The 15295-nt window shown below is 71.1% G+C and carries 13 protein-coding genes; 10 read left to right on the top strand and 3 right to left on the bottom strand.

The features are described from left to right. The first annotated feature begins 2 nt into the window (after positions 1–2). The 8 genes from ACGFYN_RS06390 (at position 3) to ACGFYN_RS06355 (ending at position 7507) form a co-directional block, all read left to right on the top strand. Positions 3–884, top strand: a complete 882-nt coding sequence (locus ACGFYN_RS06390) for a carbohydrate ABC transporter permease (RefSeq protein ID WP_393864601.1) — start codon at positions 3–5, stop codon at positions 882–884. Next, the gene (locus tag ACGFYN_RS06385) at positions 881–1711 is read left to right on the top strand and encodes a carbohydrate ABC transporter permease (RefSeq protein WP_393864600.1); all 831 of its coding nucleotides are present in this window, start codon (positions 881–883) and stop codon (positions 1709–1711) included. Before ACGFYN_RS06390 ends, ACGFYN_RS06385 begins: the two co-directional genes overlap by 4 nt. Continuing rightward, positions 1708–2796 carry an ABC transporter ATP-binding protein gene (locus ACGFYN_RS06380; protein WP_393864599.1) on the top strand — a complete coding sequence of 363 codons (1089 nt, stop codon included), beginning with the start codon at positions 1708–1710 and terminating at the stop codon, positions 2794–2796. The genes ACGFYN_RS06385 and ACGFYN_RS06380 overlap by 4 nt, the downstream gene beginning before the upstream one ends. Further along, the gene (locus ACGFYN_RS06375; RefSeq protein WP_393864598.1) at positions 2793–3629 is read left to right on the top strand and encodes a DeoR/GlpR family DNA-binding transcription regulator; all 837 of its coding nucleotides are present in this window, start codon (positions 2793–2795) and stop codon (positions 3627–3629) included. Before ACGFYN_RS06380 ends, ACGFYN_RS06375 begins: the two co-directional genes overlap by 4 nt. Further along, positions 3607–4686: an ABC transporter ATP-binding protein gene (locus ACGFYN_RS06370; RefSeq protein ID WP_393864597.1), complete on the top strand. Its 1080-nt coding sequence runs from the start codon at positions 3607–3609 to the stop codon at positions 4684–4686. The genes ACGFYN_RS06375 and ACGFYN_RS06370 overlap by 23 nt, the downstream gene beginning before the upstream one ends. Further along, positions 4683–5705 carry a 2-hydroxyacid dehydrogenase gene (locus ACGFYN_RS06365; protein WP_393864596.1) on the top strand — a complete coding sequence of 341 codons (1023 nt, stop codon included), beginning with the start codon at positions 4683–4685 and terminating at the stop codon, positions 5703–5705. Before ACGFYN_RS06370 ends, ACGFYN_RS06365 begins: the two co-directional genes overlap by 4 nt. Positions 5706–5772: 67 nt before the next feature. Next, complete coding sequence (locus ACGFYN_RS06360; protein WP_393864595.1) at positions 5773–7194, top strand: FGGY family carbohydrate kinase; 1422 nt, start codon at positions 5773–5775, stop codon at positions 7192–7194. A gap of 85 nt (positions 7195–7279) precedes the next feature. Next, on the top strand, positions 7280–7507 hold the full coding sequence (locus ACGFYN_RS06355; RefSeq protein WP_393864594.1) for a hypothetical protein: 228 nt from the start codon (positions 7280–7282) through the stop codon (positions 7505–7507). Between the two features lie 3 nt (positions 7508–7510). On the opposite strand, the gene ACGFYN_RS06350 is transcribed toward ACGFYN_RS06355, so the two are convergent. Further along, on the bottom strand, positions 7511–8173 hold the full coding sequence (locus tag ACGFYN_RS06350) for a DsbA family protein (RefSeq protein WP_393864593.1): 663 nt from the start codon (positions 8171–8173) through the stop codon (positions 7511–7513). Between the two features lie 156 nt (positions 8174–8329). On the opposite strand from ACGFYN_RS06350, the gene pepN reads away from it, so the two are divergent. Together pepN and ACGFYN_RS06340 are read left to right on the top strand one after the other, a co-directional pair. Next, positions 8330–10897, top strand: a complete 2568-nt coding sequence (pepN, locus tag ACGFYN_RS06345) for an aminopeptidase N (RefSeq protein ID WP_393864592.1) — start codon at positions 8330–8332, stop codon at positions 10895–10897. Positions 10898–11085: 188 nt separating this feature from the next. Next, entirely contained in the window at positions 11086–12144 is a 1059-nt protein-coding gene (locus tag ACGFYN_RS06340; protein WP_393864591.1) for a hypothetical protein, read from the top strand. 71 nt (positions 12145–12215) lie between these two features. Here the strand turns inward: ACGFYN_RS06340 and ACGFYN_RS06335 are convergent, their stop codons facing one another. Together ACGFYN_RS06335 and ACGFYN_RS06330 are read right to left on the bottom strand one after the other, a co-directional pair. Further along, positions 12216–13379 carry a serine hydrolase domain-containing protein gene (locus ACGFYN_RS06335; RefSeq protein WP_393864590.1) on the bottom strand — a complete coding sequence of 388 codons (1164 nt, stop codon included), beginning with the start codon at positions 13377–13379 and terminating at the stop codon, positions 12216–12218. Positions 13380–13490: 111 nt separating this feature from the next. Then, complete coding sequence (locus ACGFYN_RS06330) at positions 13491–15251, bottom strand: TIGR03767 family metallophosphoesterase (RefSeq protein WP_393864589.1); 1761 nt, start codon at positions 15249–15251, stop codon at positions 13491–13493. Between the last annotated feature and the right edge of the window lie 44 nt (positions 15252–15295).

The following is a 15295-nucleotide window of genomic DNA, read 5'->3' as shown; positions in this document are numbered from 1 at the left end:
CCATGGGTTGGCGGCTCACCCTGCGCCCGTACCTTCTGATCGTTCCGGCACTCCTGCTGACCTGCGGAATCCTCTACCCGTTCGGACTCGGGCTCTACTACACGCTGTTCGACTTCTCGGCGAGCAAACCGCAGCCGGACATGGTGCGGTTGCAGAACTACGAGACCGTCTTCACCCAGGAGGCCTTCTGGAACTCGGCCTGGGTGACCGTCCTCTACGCGGTCGGGGCCGCCGCCGTCGAAACCGTGCTCGGGGTCGCCGTCGCGCTACTGCTGCACCGTTCCTCACGCGTCGGCCGGGTGCTGGAGAAGATCCTCATCCTGCCGTTGATGATCGCCCCGGTGATCGCCGCGATCATGTGGAAGCTGATGCTCCAGCCGTCGGTGGGGGTGGTGAACCATCTGCTGAAACCCTTCGGGCTGGGGGGAGTTCAGTGGACGGACACCCCGACGGGCGCGCTGCTGTCGTCGATCGCCGTGGACGTCTGGGTCTACACCCCGTTCGTGTCGATCCTCGCCCTGGCCGGTCTGCGGTCGCTGCCCACCTCCCCGTTCGAGGCGGCGGCCGTGGACGGCGCGGGCCGGTGGTACACCTTCCGGCGGCTGACACTGCCGATGCTCTGGCCGTACGTGCTGGTCGCGGTCATCTTCCGGTTCATGGACTCGCTGAAGGTCTTCGACATCATCTACGCCCTCACCGAGGGCGGGCCCGGCGACTCGACCGTGGTCCTGCAGATCCGGGCGTACCTGGAGGCGATCCGCTTCCAGCGCTACAGCTTCGGCATCAGCTACACGATCGTGCTGTGGGCCGTGGTGTACCTCGCGGCGATGGTGCTCGTACGCCATCTGGGCCGTATCCAGCGGAAGGCGGCCGAGGCGAAATGACGTTCAGGAAGCGCCTGTTGGGGTGGCTCGCGGACGCCGCCCTCGTCCTCTACTTCGTCTTCGCCCTGTTTCCGATCGCCTGGATGGTGATCCTCTCGCTGAAGCCCGCCGACCAGCTCTTCAGCACCTACTTCTCGTTCACCCCGACCCTCGGCGCCTACCGGACGGTCCTCGGCGACAGCGAGGGCATTCCGTTCGTGCGGTTCTTCGTGAACAGCCTGGTGGTGTCGGTGGGGGCGGTGCTGCTGTCGCTCGTGGTCGGGCTGCCGGCGGCGTACGCGTCGGCGCGCTGGCGGTTCAAGGGCTCGGAGAACCTGATGTTCACGCTGCTGTCGTTCCGGTTCGCGCCCGAACTCACCGTGATCATCCCGCTGTTCGTGCTGTACCAGAAGCTCGGTCTCTTCGACACGTACGTCGGCATGATCTGGGTCCTGCAACTGGTCACCCTGCCGCTGATCGTGTGGATCATGCGGTCCTACTTCGCCGATCTCACCCCGGAGCTGGAGCAGGCGGCACTGCTGGACGGCTACACACGCAAGCAGGCGTTCTTCAAGGTGGCCCTGCCGCTGGTCAAGCCGGGCGTCGCGGCCGTGTCGCTGCTGGCCTTCATCTTCGCCTGGAACAACTTCGTCTTCCCGCTGATCCTCACCTCCAGCGAGGCCCAGACGGTGACCGTCGGCGCCCTGTCCTTCCTCGGCGGCGACCGCCCCAAGTACAACCTGACGGCCGCGGCGGCCCTGGTCTCGGTCGTACCGCCGCTGCTGCTGGCCCTCACCATCCAGCGGTATCTGGTGCGGGGGCTGTCGTTCGGGGCGGTGAAGTCGTGATCGGGCTGCGCGGCATCAGGAAGGCGTACGGGAAGGTCACCGCGCTCGACGGGCTCGAACTGGACGTCGCTGAAGGGGAGTTCTTCTGCCTCCTCGGCCCGTCCGGGGCCGGCAAGACGACCACGCTCAAGACGATCGCCGGGCTGGAGCGGCCCGACATGGGCACGGTGCTGCTCGGCGGCGAAGACATGGCGGGCGTCGAGCCGTACGACCGGGGTGTGGCGATGTGCTTCGAGAGCTACGCCCTCTACCCGCACCGCTCGGCCTACGACAACCTCGTCTCCCCGCTCCGCTCGCCGCGCCACCGCCTGCCCGCCGCCGAGGCTCGCGACCGGGTCGGCGCGATCGCCGAACTCCTCGGCATCGGCGGCCTGCTGGACCGGCAGGTCGGTCAGCTCTCCAACGGGCAGCGGCAGCGTGTCGCCCTCGGCCGGGTGCTGGTCCGGCCCGCCCGCGCCTTCCTGCTGGACGAGCCTCTGAGCCACCTCGACGCCAAACTCCGCCAGCAGATGCGGGCCGAGCTGAAGGCGATCGGGGCCGTGCAGCACACCACCACGCTCTACGTCACCCACGACTCCGTCGAGGCGCTGGCGCTCGGCGACCGGATCGGGGTGATCCGGGACGGGCGGATCGTGCAGACGGGGACGCGGGAGGAGATCTGGTACCGGCCGCACGACACGGAGGTGGCGCGGGCGTTCGGCCGGCCGCGGATCAACCTGCTGCCGGGGGCGCTCGCCGAGGACGGGAGCTTCCGGTCGGCGGACGGGAAGGTGGAGCTGCCGCTCGCGGCACGGGCGCGGCCCGGCACGGACGTCCTGGTCGGCGTACGCCCCCGGGACGTCGCGCTGAAGGGCACCGGCGGTCATGAGCTGACCGGCACCGTCTACGTCACCGAGGTGCTCGGCCGCAGCGTCGAGGTGACCGTCCGGCTGGGCGGGCAGCACCTGTCGCTGGTGGCCCCGCGGGGCGACACGGCGGGACTGCGTCCCGACGATCCGGTACGTCTCACGGTCCGGCCTGAGAACCTGCTGCTGTTCGAGGCCGACCGGCCCGGGCGCCCAGGACGACTGATCGGGACACGATGAGCAACAACAGCGGTGCGCATCAGCAGGGACCCGCGGCCCGGCAGGCCGCCATGGCCGAGCAGGTCCTGGCCGACGGCTCGGCGACCGCGGCCGAGCTCGCCGGGCGCTTCGGGGTGAGCCTGATGACCATCCACCGTGACCTCGACGAGCTCGAACGGCAGGGAATCGTCCGCAAGTTCAGGGGTGGCGTGACCGCGCAGCCGTCCGGCGTCTTCGAGTCCAACGTCCAGTACCGGCTCAAGACGATGCGCGCCGAGAAGGCCGCCGTCGCCGAGCACGCGCTGAAATCCATAGAGCCCGGCATGGCGATCATGCTGGACGACTCCACCTCCACCCTGGAGATAGCCCGCCGTCTGCGGCTCGGCGAGATCACACCGCTGACCGTGGTCACCAACTTCCTGGAGGCGATCAACCTCCTCGCCGACCAGCGAGGCATCCATCTGATGGCGCTCGGCGGCGACTACGACCCGCTGCACTCCTCCTTCCTCGGGGTGTCCTGCGTGGAGGCGGTCGGGCAGCTGCGCGTGGACGTGTGCTTCACCTCGACGTCCGCCGTGCACGGGGGTTACGCATACCACCAGGAACAGCACATCGTGTCGGTGAAGCGGGCCATGCTCGACGCGGCCGCCCGCAACGTCCTGCTGATCGACCACACCAAGCTCGCCCGGGTCGCGCTGCACCGGGTCGTCCCGCTGTCCCGCTTCGACCTGCTCCTCGTCGACGACGGGGCGTCGGCCGAGGCGCTGCGGGATCTGGACGAGCACAAGGTCCCGTACGAGATCTGCGCCACGAGAGGCACGAAGGGCAGCGATGACCGAGCTGGAACTACGTGATCTGCGCAAGACGTACCGCTCCCGGGGGCGGCCGCCGGTGGACGCCGTACGCGGCATCGACCTCGCACTGCGCTCCGGGGAACTGATCGGGCTGCTGGGCCCCTCGGGGTGCGGCAAGTCCACCACCCTGCGGATGATCGCCGGTCTGGAGAGGGTGACCGGCGGGGACATCCTGGTGGGCGGAGAGTCGGTGATCCACCGCCCCGCCCAGGCCCGCAACATCGGGGTCGCCTTCGAGAACTACGCGCTGTACCCGCCGCTGACGGTCGCGGAGAACCTGGCCTTCGGGCTGAAGGCACGCCGGCGAGGCGTCAGGGGGGACGTGCGGCGCAAGGTCGCCGAGATCGCCGACCGCGTGGACCTCACCGGCGTCCTCGACGCCCACCCGGCCGGCCTGTCCAGCGGCCAGAAGCAACGCGTCAGCCTCGCCCGCGCGCTCGTCCGCGAACCGGACGTCCTGCTCCTGGACGAGCCCCTCTCCCACCTGGACGCCGCCCAGCGCGACACCACGCGCCGCGAACTCAAGCGCATCCAGCGGGACTTGGGCCATACGACGATCCTGGTCACCCACGACCAGGAGGAGGCCCTGTCCCTCGCCGACCGGATCGCCGTGATGAAGGACGGCGTCATCCAGCAGCTCGGCAGCCCCTACGAGATCTACGACAGCCCCGCGAACCTGTTCGTGGCGGACTTCGTGGGCGAGCCCGCGATCAACCTGCTGCCGGGGGTCGTCGCGGACGACGGCCGCGTCCGCCTCTCGGACGCCGTACGGATCGCCCTGCCCGTGCCGGTCGCCGAGGGCCGCGAGGTGGTCGTCGGCATCCGGCCCGAGGATCTGCGCCTGGGCGGCGACGAGGGTCTGCCCGCCAAGGTCGTCGCCCTTGAGCCGCTGCTGGAGGCGGGCATCGCCACCCTCGCCCTGGACGGCGTGGAGCGCCCCCTCGTCGTCCTCACCGGACCCGAGGTGCGCCTCGCCCACGACGAGCCCGTTCGGGTCACCGCCGAGGCGCGCCTGACCCATGTCTTCGACGCCGAGACAGGAGACTTGCTGCGATGAGCGAACCCGTGCGTGTCGTCGCCGCCGGCGACCACTTCATCCTGCCGTCGCTCATCACCGCGGCGGTCACCCGTGAACTCGACTGCGATGTGCGGGAACTGACCCTCGGCTGGCCGCTGGAGCCGTTCGGGCCGGTGGCCGAGGTGACGGAGGCCAGCGACGCCGAGGACGAGCTGATCGAGGCGCTCGCCGGTGCCCAGGTACTGGTCACGCAGATGGGCCCGGTGACGGAGCGCGTCCTGGCGGCCTGCCCGGAACTGCGGCTGGTGGTCGTCTGCCGGGGCGGCCCGGTCAACGTCAACCTGGACGCGGCCAAGCGGCACGACGTGCGCGTCTGCTACGCCCCCGGCCGCAACGCCGCTGCGACCGCCGAGTTCACCGTCGGCCTGATGCTGGCGGCCCTGCGCCGCATCCCGCAGGCGCACAACCTGCTGGCGGGGCAGGGCAGTTGGGAAGGAGCGACGTACTACACGTACGAGCACAGCGGTCTGGAGCTGGAGGACCTGCCCGTCGGGCTCGTCGGCTACGGCGCCGTCGGCAGCCGGGTCGCCCGCGCGCTGTGCGCCTTCGGCGCGCAGGTGATGGTGTACGACCCCTATCTGCGCGGCCAGATCTTCGGTCTGCGCATGAAATCGCTCGACGAGCTCCTGCGCCGTTCCCGGGTGATCACCCTGCACGCCAGGCTGACCGCGGAGACGCGTGGCCTGATCGGCGCCCGTGAGCTGACGCTGCTGCCTCCGGGCGGGGTGGTGGTGAACGTGGCGCGCGGGCCGCTGATCGACGAGGAGGCGCTGTGCGACGCCCTGGAGAGCGGTCATGTGTCGGCGGCGGCCCTGGACACGTTCGGGGAGGAGCCGGTGCCCGCCGACTCACGGCTGTTCGGCCTGGCCGACCGTGTGGTGATGACGCCGCATCTGGGCGGGGCCTCGCGCGCGGTGGCGGAGAAGGCGGCCCGGATCGCCGCCGAGGAGGTGGGGCGCTGGGGGCGCGGAGAGCCACCGGCGCACTGTCTGACCTGACTCATCGCCCCGCCCTGACGAACTGCCACCCTGAGGAACTGCCTGACCTGACGAGCCGGGAGGCGACATGTACGTCGGTATCGATGTGGGCACGTCCATGGTGAAGGCCGCCGCCTTCGACGGCGACGGGCGTGAACTGGCCGTCGAGGCACGCCCGGTGGGCCTCGCCCTGCACGGGGGCGTGGCCGAGCAGGACATGGAGGAGGTGTACGCGGCCGTCCTCGCGGTCCTCGGGGAGCTGACGTCCCGGGTCGGGGAGCCGGTGGAGCTGGCCGGGCTGACCGGGCAGGGCGACGGGGTGTGGCTGGTCGACAAGGAGGGGCGCCCGGTGCGTCCCGCGGCCTCCTGGATGGACGGCCGGGCCCATGAACTGCTCGACCAGTGGCTGGCGGACGGCACCTTCGAGACGGTGTTCCGGCGCACGGGCAGCGCCATGTTCCCCGGGTGCCCCGGCCCGCTGCTGGCCTGGTTCGACCGCTACGAGCCCGCGTCGCTGGACGCCGCGAGCACGGCCCTGTACTGCAAGGACATGGTCTTCCGCCGGCTGACGGGCGCGCCGGCGACCACGGACGTCTCCGACGCGTCGATGCCGTTCCTCGACCCGCGCACCCGGGCATACGACAACCGGGTCGTGGAGCTGCTGGGGCTCACTCACCGGCGTGGGCTGCTCGCCCCCGTCGGCGACCCGATCACCACGGCCGAGGCGGTCGAGGGACTGCCGCCGGGCACCCGCCTCGCGAACGGGCCGTACGACCTGCCGTCCTGCGCGCTCGGCGCGGGGGTGACCGCTCCCGGTGACGGTCTGCTGATCGTCGGCACCTGCCTGGCCAGCCTCGTCGCCACCACCGACCTGGACCTCACCGGGGAGCCGGCCGGCCTGTACATCTCCACCGACCGTCCCGGCCACTGGCTGCGCGCCATGCCCGCGATGGTCGGAACCGCGGCCCTGGACTGGGTACTGACGACGACGGGCGTCCACCACGACGAGGTCGACGCGCTGCTCGCGGACACCCCGCCCGGCGCGAACGGCGTCCGCGTGCTGCCGTACTTCGCGCCCTCCGGCGAGCGCGCCCCCTTCGTCGAACCCCGGCTGCGCGCCGAACTCACCGGAGTCTCCCTGGAGTCCACGAAGGCCGACCTGATCCGCGCGACCTGCGAGGGGATCGGCTACGCGGCCCGCCATTGCCTGGAGGCCGCCGGCCTCACCGGCTCCCTGGCCGTCTGCGGCGGCGGCACCCGCAGCCCCGCCTGGATGCGCCTCCTCGCCGACGCGCTCGGCCGCCCGCTCCGGGTCGTCGAGGGCGAGGTGGGTGCGCGGGGGGCGGTGCTGGCGGCGGCGGAGCGGTACGGGGTTTCCCTCGACGCACCGGCCTGGACGCGCCCGACCACGGTGGTGGACCCCGACCCGACCCGGGCGGCGTACTACACGAAGGCCTACGAGGCCCACATGTCCCGCCTGGCGGAGGCCCGCGGCCGCGCCCGCGCCTGACCGACTCGGCGATTCGGGGGGCGCCTTCACCGAGTACGCGCTGTACTACCGCCGGGGAGTCAGCGGCGACCGCGAGGAGGCTTCGATGACCGAGATCGAACGGGAGTGCCCGACCTGCCACAGCAGACAGAAGTTCCGTCCACTCAACCCGGCGGAGAAGACAGCGGTCCGCGAGAAGAGGGGCGCCCGCTTCTACGTGGGCAACCTCTGGCGCTGCACCGCAGGGCAGTGCCTCTGGTACCAGCCGTATCTGAACAGGGGAAAAGGCGGCCTCCTTCCCGAGAGCTTCCGGAAGGAGGCCGCCCCCAAGTGAGTCCTACAGGTTGCTGAAGTCCGGGCCCGCCGTGCGGGTGCGCTTGATTTCGTAGAAGCCGGGGACCGAGGCGACCGCGAGGGTGCCGTCCCAGAGTTTGGCGGCGGCCTCCCCCTTGGGGGCCGGGGTGACGACCGGGCCGAAGAAGGCGATCTGCTCGCCGTCCGCGCCGGGGACGGCGATGACCGGGGTACCGACCTCCTGGCCGACCTTGTCGATGCCCTCCTTGTGGGAGGCGCGCAGCTCAGCGTCGAACTCGAAGTCCTCCTGGTCGGCGTAGTCGATGAGGTCGGCGGGCAGGCCGGCGTCGGCCAGGGCGCCGGCGATGGCCTCGGTGGTCGGGCCCTCGCCGTTGTTGTGGAAGCGGGTGCCGAGCGCGGTGTAGAGCGGGCCGAGGACGTCCGCGCCGTGCTTCTGCCAGGCCGCGGTCACCACGCGCACCGGCTTCCACGCCTTGGTCGCGAGCATCTCCCGGTACTCGTCGGGCAGCTTGTCCAGCTTGTCCTCGTTGAGCACCGCCAGGCTCATGATGTGCCAGCGCACCTCGATGTCCCGGACCTTCTCCACTTCCAGCACCCACCGGGAGGTCATCCAGGCCCAGGGGCACAGCGGGTCGAACCAGAAGTCGACGGGGGTCTTGGCGGAGGTGGTCGCGCTCTCGGACATGGCTCTCCTCGGAAAAGTGTTTGTTTCAACTGACAACGCCGCGCATCACCCGCCCCATTCCCGAGCGACCGCCCGATTCCCGGTGCCCACTGTCAGGAGCACATGGCAGGATCGGCCCTGTCCACATACCGAACGCCAGCCGAGGGAGTACCGCCCGTGCCCGGTGAGAATCTGACCCGCGACGAGGCCCGGGAGCGGGCCGCCCTGCTGTCCGTCGACGGGTACGAGGTCGCCCTGGACCTGCGTTCGGCGGTGGGCGAGGACGCCGGGGACGGCCCCCGCACCTTCCGCTCCGTCACCACGATCCGCTTCCGCAGCAACGAGCCCGGTGCCACCACCTTCGCCGACCTGATCGCACCGAGTGTGACCTCCGTCTCACTCAACGGCCGCGACCTCGACCCCGGCCAGGTCTTCGACGGCTCCCGCATCCTCCTGGAGGACCTCGCCGCCGAGAACGAGCTGGTCGTGGACGCCCAGTGCGCCTACTCCCGCACCGGCGAGGGCATGCACCGCTTCGTCGACCCCGAGGACGGCGAGGTGTACCTGTACACCCAGTACGAGCCGGCCGACTCCCGCCGCGTCTTCGCCAACTTCGAGCAGCCCGACCTCAAGGCCCCGTACCGCTTCGAGGTACGCGCCCCCGAGGAGTGGACGGTCTGGAGCAACGGCGCGGGCGAGCCCTCGGACGGCGTGTGGCGGTTCGCGGAGACGAAGCCGATCTCGACGTACATCACCTGCGTGGTGGCGGGCCCCTACCACTACGTGACGGACTCCTACGAGCGGACCTTCGAGGACGGCACGAAGCTTCAGATCCCGCTCGGCGCCCTGTGCCGCAAGGGCCTCGCGCCCTACTTCGACGCCGACGACGTCTTCCTCGTCACCAAGCAGGGCCTGGACTTCTTCCACGACCACTTCGACTACCCGTACCCCTTCGGGAAGTACGACCAGGCGTTCGTCCCCGAGTACAACCTCGGCGCGATGGAGAACCCCGGACTGGTCACGTTCCGCGAGGAGTTCATCTTCCGCGGCAAGGTGACGCGCGCGTCCTACGAGGGCCGGGCGAACGTCATCCTGCACGAGATGGCCCACATGTGGTTCGGCGACCTGGTCACCATGGAGTGGTGGGACGACCTGTGGCTGAAGGAGTCCTTCGCGGACTTCATGGGCGCGTTCTCCCTGGTCGGCGCCACCCGCTTCACCGACGGCTGGATCACCTTCGCCAACCGCCGCAAGGCCTGGGCCTACCGCGCGGACCAGCTCCCCTCCACCCACCCCATCACCGCCGACATCCGCGACCTGCAGGACGCCAAGCTCAACTTCGACGGCATCACCTACGCCAAGGGCGCCTCCGTCCTGAAGCAACTCGTTGCGTACGTCGGCCAGGACGCCTTCCTGGAGGGCGCCCGCCGCTACTTCAAGCGGCACGCCTACGGCAACACCCGGCTGGGCGACCTGCTGTCGGCGCTGGAGGAGACCAGCGGCCGGGACATGGGCACGTGGGCGCGCGGCTGGCTGCAGACTGCCGGCGTCAACTCGCTCACCCCGCAGGTGCTGTTGACCACCGACGGCCGTATCGACGAGCTCGCGGTGGTGCAGGACGCCGTCGAGTCACACCCCGAACTGCGGCCGCACCGCGTGGCGGTGGGCCTGTACCGCCACGAGGACGGACGCCTGGTGCGGTACGCCCGCGCCGAGCTGGACGTCGACGGCCCGCGCACGGTCGTGACGGAGCTGGCCGGACAGCAGGCACCCGAGCTGGTCCTGGTCAACGACGACGACCTGACGTACTGCAAGATCCGCTTCGACGAGACCTCCCTGGTCACGCTGCGCGAGCACCTGGGCGCGATGACCGACCCGCTGGCCCGCGCCCTGTGCTGGTCGGCGCTGTGGAACATGACGCGGGACGCGCTGCTGCCCGCCCCCGACTTCATCGACCTGGTGATGCGGTTCGGGCGGCGCGAGTCCGACATCGGCGTGCTGCAGATGCTGCATGCGTGGGCCGGCTCGGCGCTGGTCCACTACTCGCCCGCGTCGTGGCGGCCCAGGGGCGGGGAGATGCTGGCCCACACCGCGCTGCGGGACCTGCGGGCGGCCGATCCGGGAAGCGAGCACCAGCTGGCGTGGGCACGGTTCTACGCCTCGGTGGCCTCCGCGCCGGACGACCTGAACCTGCTGCGGGGCCTGCTGGAGGGCACGGAGAAGATCGAGGGCCTGGAGGTCGACCAGGAGCTGCGCTGGACGTTCCTGGAGCCGCTCGCCGCGCACGGGGCGGCGGACGAGCCGGTGCTGGCGGCCGAACTGGCCCGCGACGACACGGCTTCGGGCAGGCGCCATCAGGTCCGCTGCCTGGCCGCGCGGCCGGCAGCGGCGGTGAAGGCGCAGGCGTGGGCCCAGGTCGTGGAGTCCGACGCGCTGTCCAACGCCCTGGTGGAGGCGACGATCGCGGGCTTCACGCAGTCCTCGCAGCGCGAACTGCTCGCGCCGTACGCGGAGAAGTACTTCGCGGTGATCGAGCGGCTCTGGACGGAGCGGTCCATCCAGATCGGCATGGACGTGGTGCGCGGCCTGTTCCCGGCGCTCCAGGACTCGCCCGCGACGCTGGAGGCGACGGACGCGTGGCTCGCCGCGCACGAGGGCGCCGCGCCCGCGCTGCGCCGGCTGGTGCTGGAGGCGCGGGACGATCTGGCACGGGCCCTGCGCGCCCAAGCTTTGGCCAACGATTGATCGGCCCGTGACCGTTACGGAATCCGGTCAATAGGACCCGTAACCCCTGGCCCAACCCGAATGGACCAGGGGTTTTCCGTGCCCTATCGGCATCCGAACACCCGTCCTTTAGCGATGCCTTGTCCGCATTCGTCGACGGGCGTGTAACAGCGGTTAAAGAACCGACCGGGCGCGGGAAACCCCGAGTCATGAACCACAACGCACCGCTCCCCCCGGCCTCCCCCCGCCCCCTGCGTCACCTCTCCGAGGTGCACCGCCGCGTTCTGACGACGGCTCAGCTGCGCGCCCACGGGGTCTCGTCGGCGGAGATGAACGACCAGTGCCGGGCCGGCGGCGCCTGGCAGCAGATCCTCCCGGGTGTCTTCCTCCTCCACCCGGGTCCGCCGACCAGCGAGGAGCGGCTGCACGCGGTGCTGATGTACGCCTCGCGCGAGTCGGCGCCGGGTGTGCCGGCCCAGCCCGGCCCGGACGAGCCGCACCGGCCCGTCTACGAGGAGGCCATGGTCACCGGCCTGGCGGCCCTGGCGCTCTACGGCTTCACCTCCGCGCCGCCGCTGCTCTCGCTGGAGAAGATCGACGTCCTGGTCCCCCGGCTGCGCCGCCTGCGCTCGACGGGCTGCGCGCGCATCGTCCGCACGCCGGCCCTGCCGACTCCCCAGGCGGTGACGGGAGTTCCGGTCGCGCCGGTGCCGCGCGCCCTGGCGGACGCGGTGTCGGAGCTGGCGGACGCCTCGACAGTGCGCCGGCTGCTGACGGAGGCGGTGCGCGGCGGCCACTGCGAACCGGCCTCGGTGGTGCGGGCGTTGAACCAGGCCAAGCTGCTCGGCCGCCCGCACGTGGTGGACGCGGTGGACTCCTTGCTGGCCGAGGGCCGCGCGATCGCGGAGGACCGCTTGTACCGGATGGTCCAGGAGTACGGTCTGCCCGACCCGGTGTGGAACGTCGACCTCCGCCTGCCCGGCGGCCCCCACCTCGGCGGCCTGGACGCCTACTGGCCCGAGCAGGCCGTGGCCGTGGAGCTGGACACCCGGGCCCCGCGGCAAGGCCTTCGGCAGGACGATGACGCGCTGTGGTCCGAATACGCCCGCAAGCGCGAGCACTTGGAGCGCCTCGGCATCACGGTCGTCCACGTCACGCCCAGGAAGCTCCGTGACTCCATGGAGCAGCAGGCGGCGGTCGTCCGCACGGCGCTCATGGCGTCCGGCGACCGGGAACCCGCCGCCTACGTCGTGGTGCTGCCCCGGTAGTGACGGACCGGGCCGGCATCAGGAGGGGAGAGGAGGGGCCGCCGGACCGACCGGGCGGCCCCTCCTCGTGCTCAGCCTCCGCAGAACTCCGCCTGGATCACGGTGCCGGTGTCGCCCGTCCAGTCCCCGTTGAGGTTGAGCGCCAGGGAGTGCCGGCCGTCCGCCGTGGTCACCGCGTCGGACGAGGAGCCGTGGATGCCGCCGTCGTGGCCCCATACGTGGACCTCGCGGCCGCCGCCGCAGGACAGGGTGCGGTCCATCAGGCCAAGCCCGTAACGAACGTTGGGCGCGCCCTCGATCTTCACCGTGGTCTTCATCTCCTTCAGCTGGTGGGGCGGGAGGAGGCGGCCGCCGAGCAGGGCCGAGTAGAAGCGGTCGAGGTCGGCGGAGTCCGAGATCATCTCGCCGGAGCCGTAGGCGATGGCCGGGTTCAGGGTGGTGACTTCGTACGTCGGGCCGGTCGTCGTCTGCGCGAGCTTGGAGTAGGCGCGGCTGCTGGGCTGCGGGACGGTGACGCGGGTGCCGGGGACCGAGGTGGCGGTCAGGTGCAGCGGCGCGATGACGCGGTCGCGGATCTCGGCGCCGTAGGGACGGCCCGTGGCCTTCTCGATCACCATCGCGGCCAGCAGGTAGTTCGTGTTGGAGTAGTTCCACGAGGTGCCCGGCGCGAAGTCCGGCTTGTGGGACATCGCGATCGCCAACAGGTCCGCGGGGGATGTGCGGTCGTAACGGTGCTCGAAGAACCCGTCCTTGAGGAAGTACTTGCGGCCGAAGCCCTCGTCGGCGGTGTAGTTGAAGACTCCGCTGGTGTGGTTGAGGAGCCGGCGGAGCGTGATGGTGCGGCCGTCGTGGCCGTGGCCGCGGACCTTGCCCGGCAGCCACTTGTCCACCGTGTCGTCGAGCGACAGCCGGCCCTCCGCCTCCAGCTGGAGCAGCACGGTGGAGACGAAGGTCTTGGTGATGCTGCCGACGCGGTAGCGGTCGTGGGCCGAACGGGGCGCTTCGGTGCGGAGGTTGCCCACACCCGCGGTGGTGGACCAGGTGGCGTGGCCCTCCCTCGCGGTGAGCGTCACCCCGGGCACGCCCTCCTGCACCACGGCCTCGACGGCCCGCCGGGTCGCGTCGTGGCCGCCGGCGGTTCCGGCGGGCGCGGCCGCGATCGCGGGGCCGGCCAGGGCGGCGGACAGCGCCAGGGCCGTCGCCGCGACCAGGGTCGTACGGACGCCTCTGTTCATGTCTTCTCTCCCCCATCTCACTCTGCGCTCGCCCTGCGGCGAGCTCGGACGGGGGATCAGACCCGGCCCGCGGTGCGCGGGTTGACGCGTCGCGGGCCGGTTGGGCCGCTTTCAGCCCTTCTTCAGCACCAGTTCCGTGTTGCGGTCGTTCGCGTCGCCGCCCAGGCTCGTGCTCGCGCCCGGCGCGTTGTACGACACCTCGCGGTACAGGGCCGCGAGACCCGTCTGCGTGAGGTCGGAGAAGTCGGTGCGGTGCGGGGCCGCGGACTCGACGAGCGTGGTGAACAGGGAGATCGTGCCGTCCTTGTTGTCCGCCAGCTCGATGACCCGGGCGAGCTGCGGATAGTCCACGTGGGACGCCGTGGAGATCTCCCAGAAGGAGCCGCCGGCCGTCGACGAGTGCGCGGTGATGTCGTTGCGGTGGATGTGGCCGTTCACCCAGGCGAGGACGTTGCGGTGGCGGCCGAGGGTGGCGAGCACCTCCTGGCCGCCCAGCCGGCGCTCGTTGGGGCGGGCCGGGTCCACATGGCCGGTGTTCGTCATGGTCTTGCTGGTGTGGTGGCTGAAGACGACGACGTACGAGTCCTTATTGTCCTTCAGCTGCTTCTCCAGCCAGTTCAGCTGGGCCGTCCCGATGGAGCCTTCGTAGTGGCCGCCCGGGTCGGTGGTGTCGATGCTGATGCCCACGACGTCGTCGGCGATGCGGAAGGTGTAGTACTGCGTGCCCGACTGGAGGTTGGCGGTGGAGTAGCCGTGGCCGACCGGGCCGAGACCGCGGTACGCCGGGTCGAGATGGGCCCTGAGGTAGTCGGCCGGGGTGTACGGCGCGCGCTTGGGGTCGGGCGTGACCGAGCGCATGTCGCGGGCGTGGGCCTTCAGCAGGTCGCGGAAGGCGAGGCCCTTCGGGTCGTTGCCGCTCTTGATGTGGTTCTGCAGCTTCGTCGCCTCGGACGCGGACAGCGACATCAGCTTCTTGCCGCCGAACGCGTACTCGGCGAGCCAGGAGTCGCCGTGGCCGTAGCAGCCGAGCGGCATGGCGTCGTGGTTGCCGACCGTGGAGTACCAGGGCAGGTTCAGACCGGGGCTCCGCACCTCGCGGATCGCGGCGGCCAGGTAGCCCTGAAGGTGCGGGAAACCGAGCTGCTTGTCGCCGTCGCGCACGGTGGAGTCGGGCTGCCAGTAGGTCTTCAGACCGCTGTTCTGGACGCCCTCGTAGTGGCGCGGGTCGCCGGTGTTGGGCGCCATCCGCCCACCGCTCATGATCTTGAGGAACCACTCCAGCTCGGACTTGGCGTTGTTGTCCGTGTTGTCGCCGGTGGTCATGGCGAAGTGCAGCGCGGAGCCGGTGACCGGGGCGCCGCGCAGCGCGTTGATCCGCTCGACCAGCGAGATGGCGCCCTGCACGGTCAGCGCCTCGTGCGGGCGCCAGGCGTGCTTGTCGGTGGAGCGCAGGTACTCCAGGCGCATCGGGTGCTGGGCGTCGATCAGATGCAGGTCGGTGAGCTGCACGAACGCGGCGAGCGCGGTACGGCGGCCGGCCCGGCCCGACTTGGCGGCGGCCAGGTCGCTGCGCACCACGCGGGTCCAGCCCGGGCCGTCGCCGAGGCGGCGGTAGCCGGAACCGGAGCGCGGGGCGGCGACGCTCGCGAGGGTGGTGCCCTTGGTGTACGGCGCGAGAGGCGCGGCCGGGGCCCGGCGCGACTGCGCCACCACCCGGGTCGTCTCCGTGCCGGCTTCGGTGGCGGCGTGGCTGTCGGTCGGCCGCAGGGCGTAACCGACGCCCGCGGAGACGGCCGCCGCGCCGGTGGCGGCGAGGACGGTACGGCGGTTGACCGCCGGGATGCTGGCGGCGACAGAGCGTATGCGCGACATGGCGCGATCTCCCCGAGTGCGAACGCGTCGGCAGTGGTCGCGGG

The sequence above is a fragment of the Streptomyces sp. NPDC048419 genome (assembly GCF_043200415.1).
In the GTDB taxonomy this organism is placed as follows: Bacteria; Actinomycetota; Actinomycetes; order Streptomycetales; family Streptomycetaceae; genus Streptomyces.
This window is presented reverse-complemented; position numbering and strand designations above follow the sequence as displayed.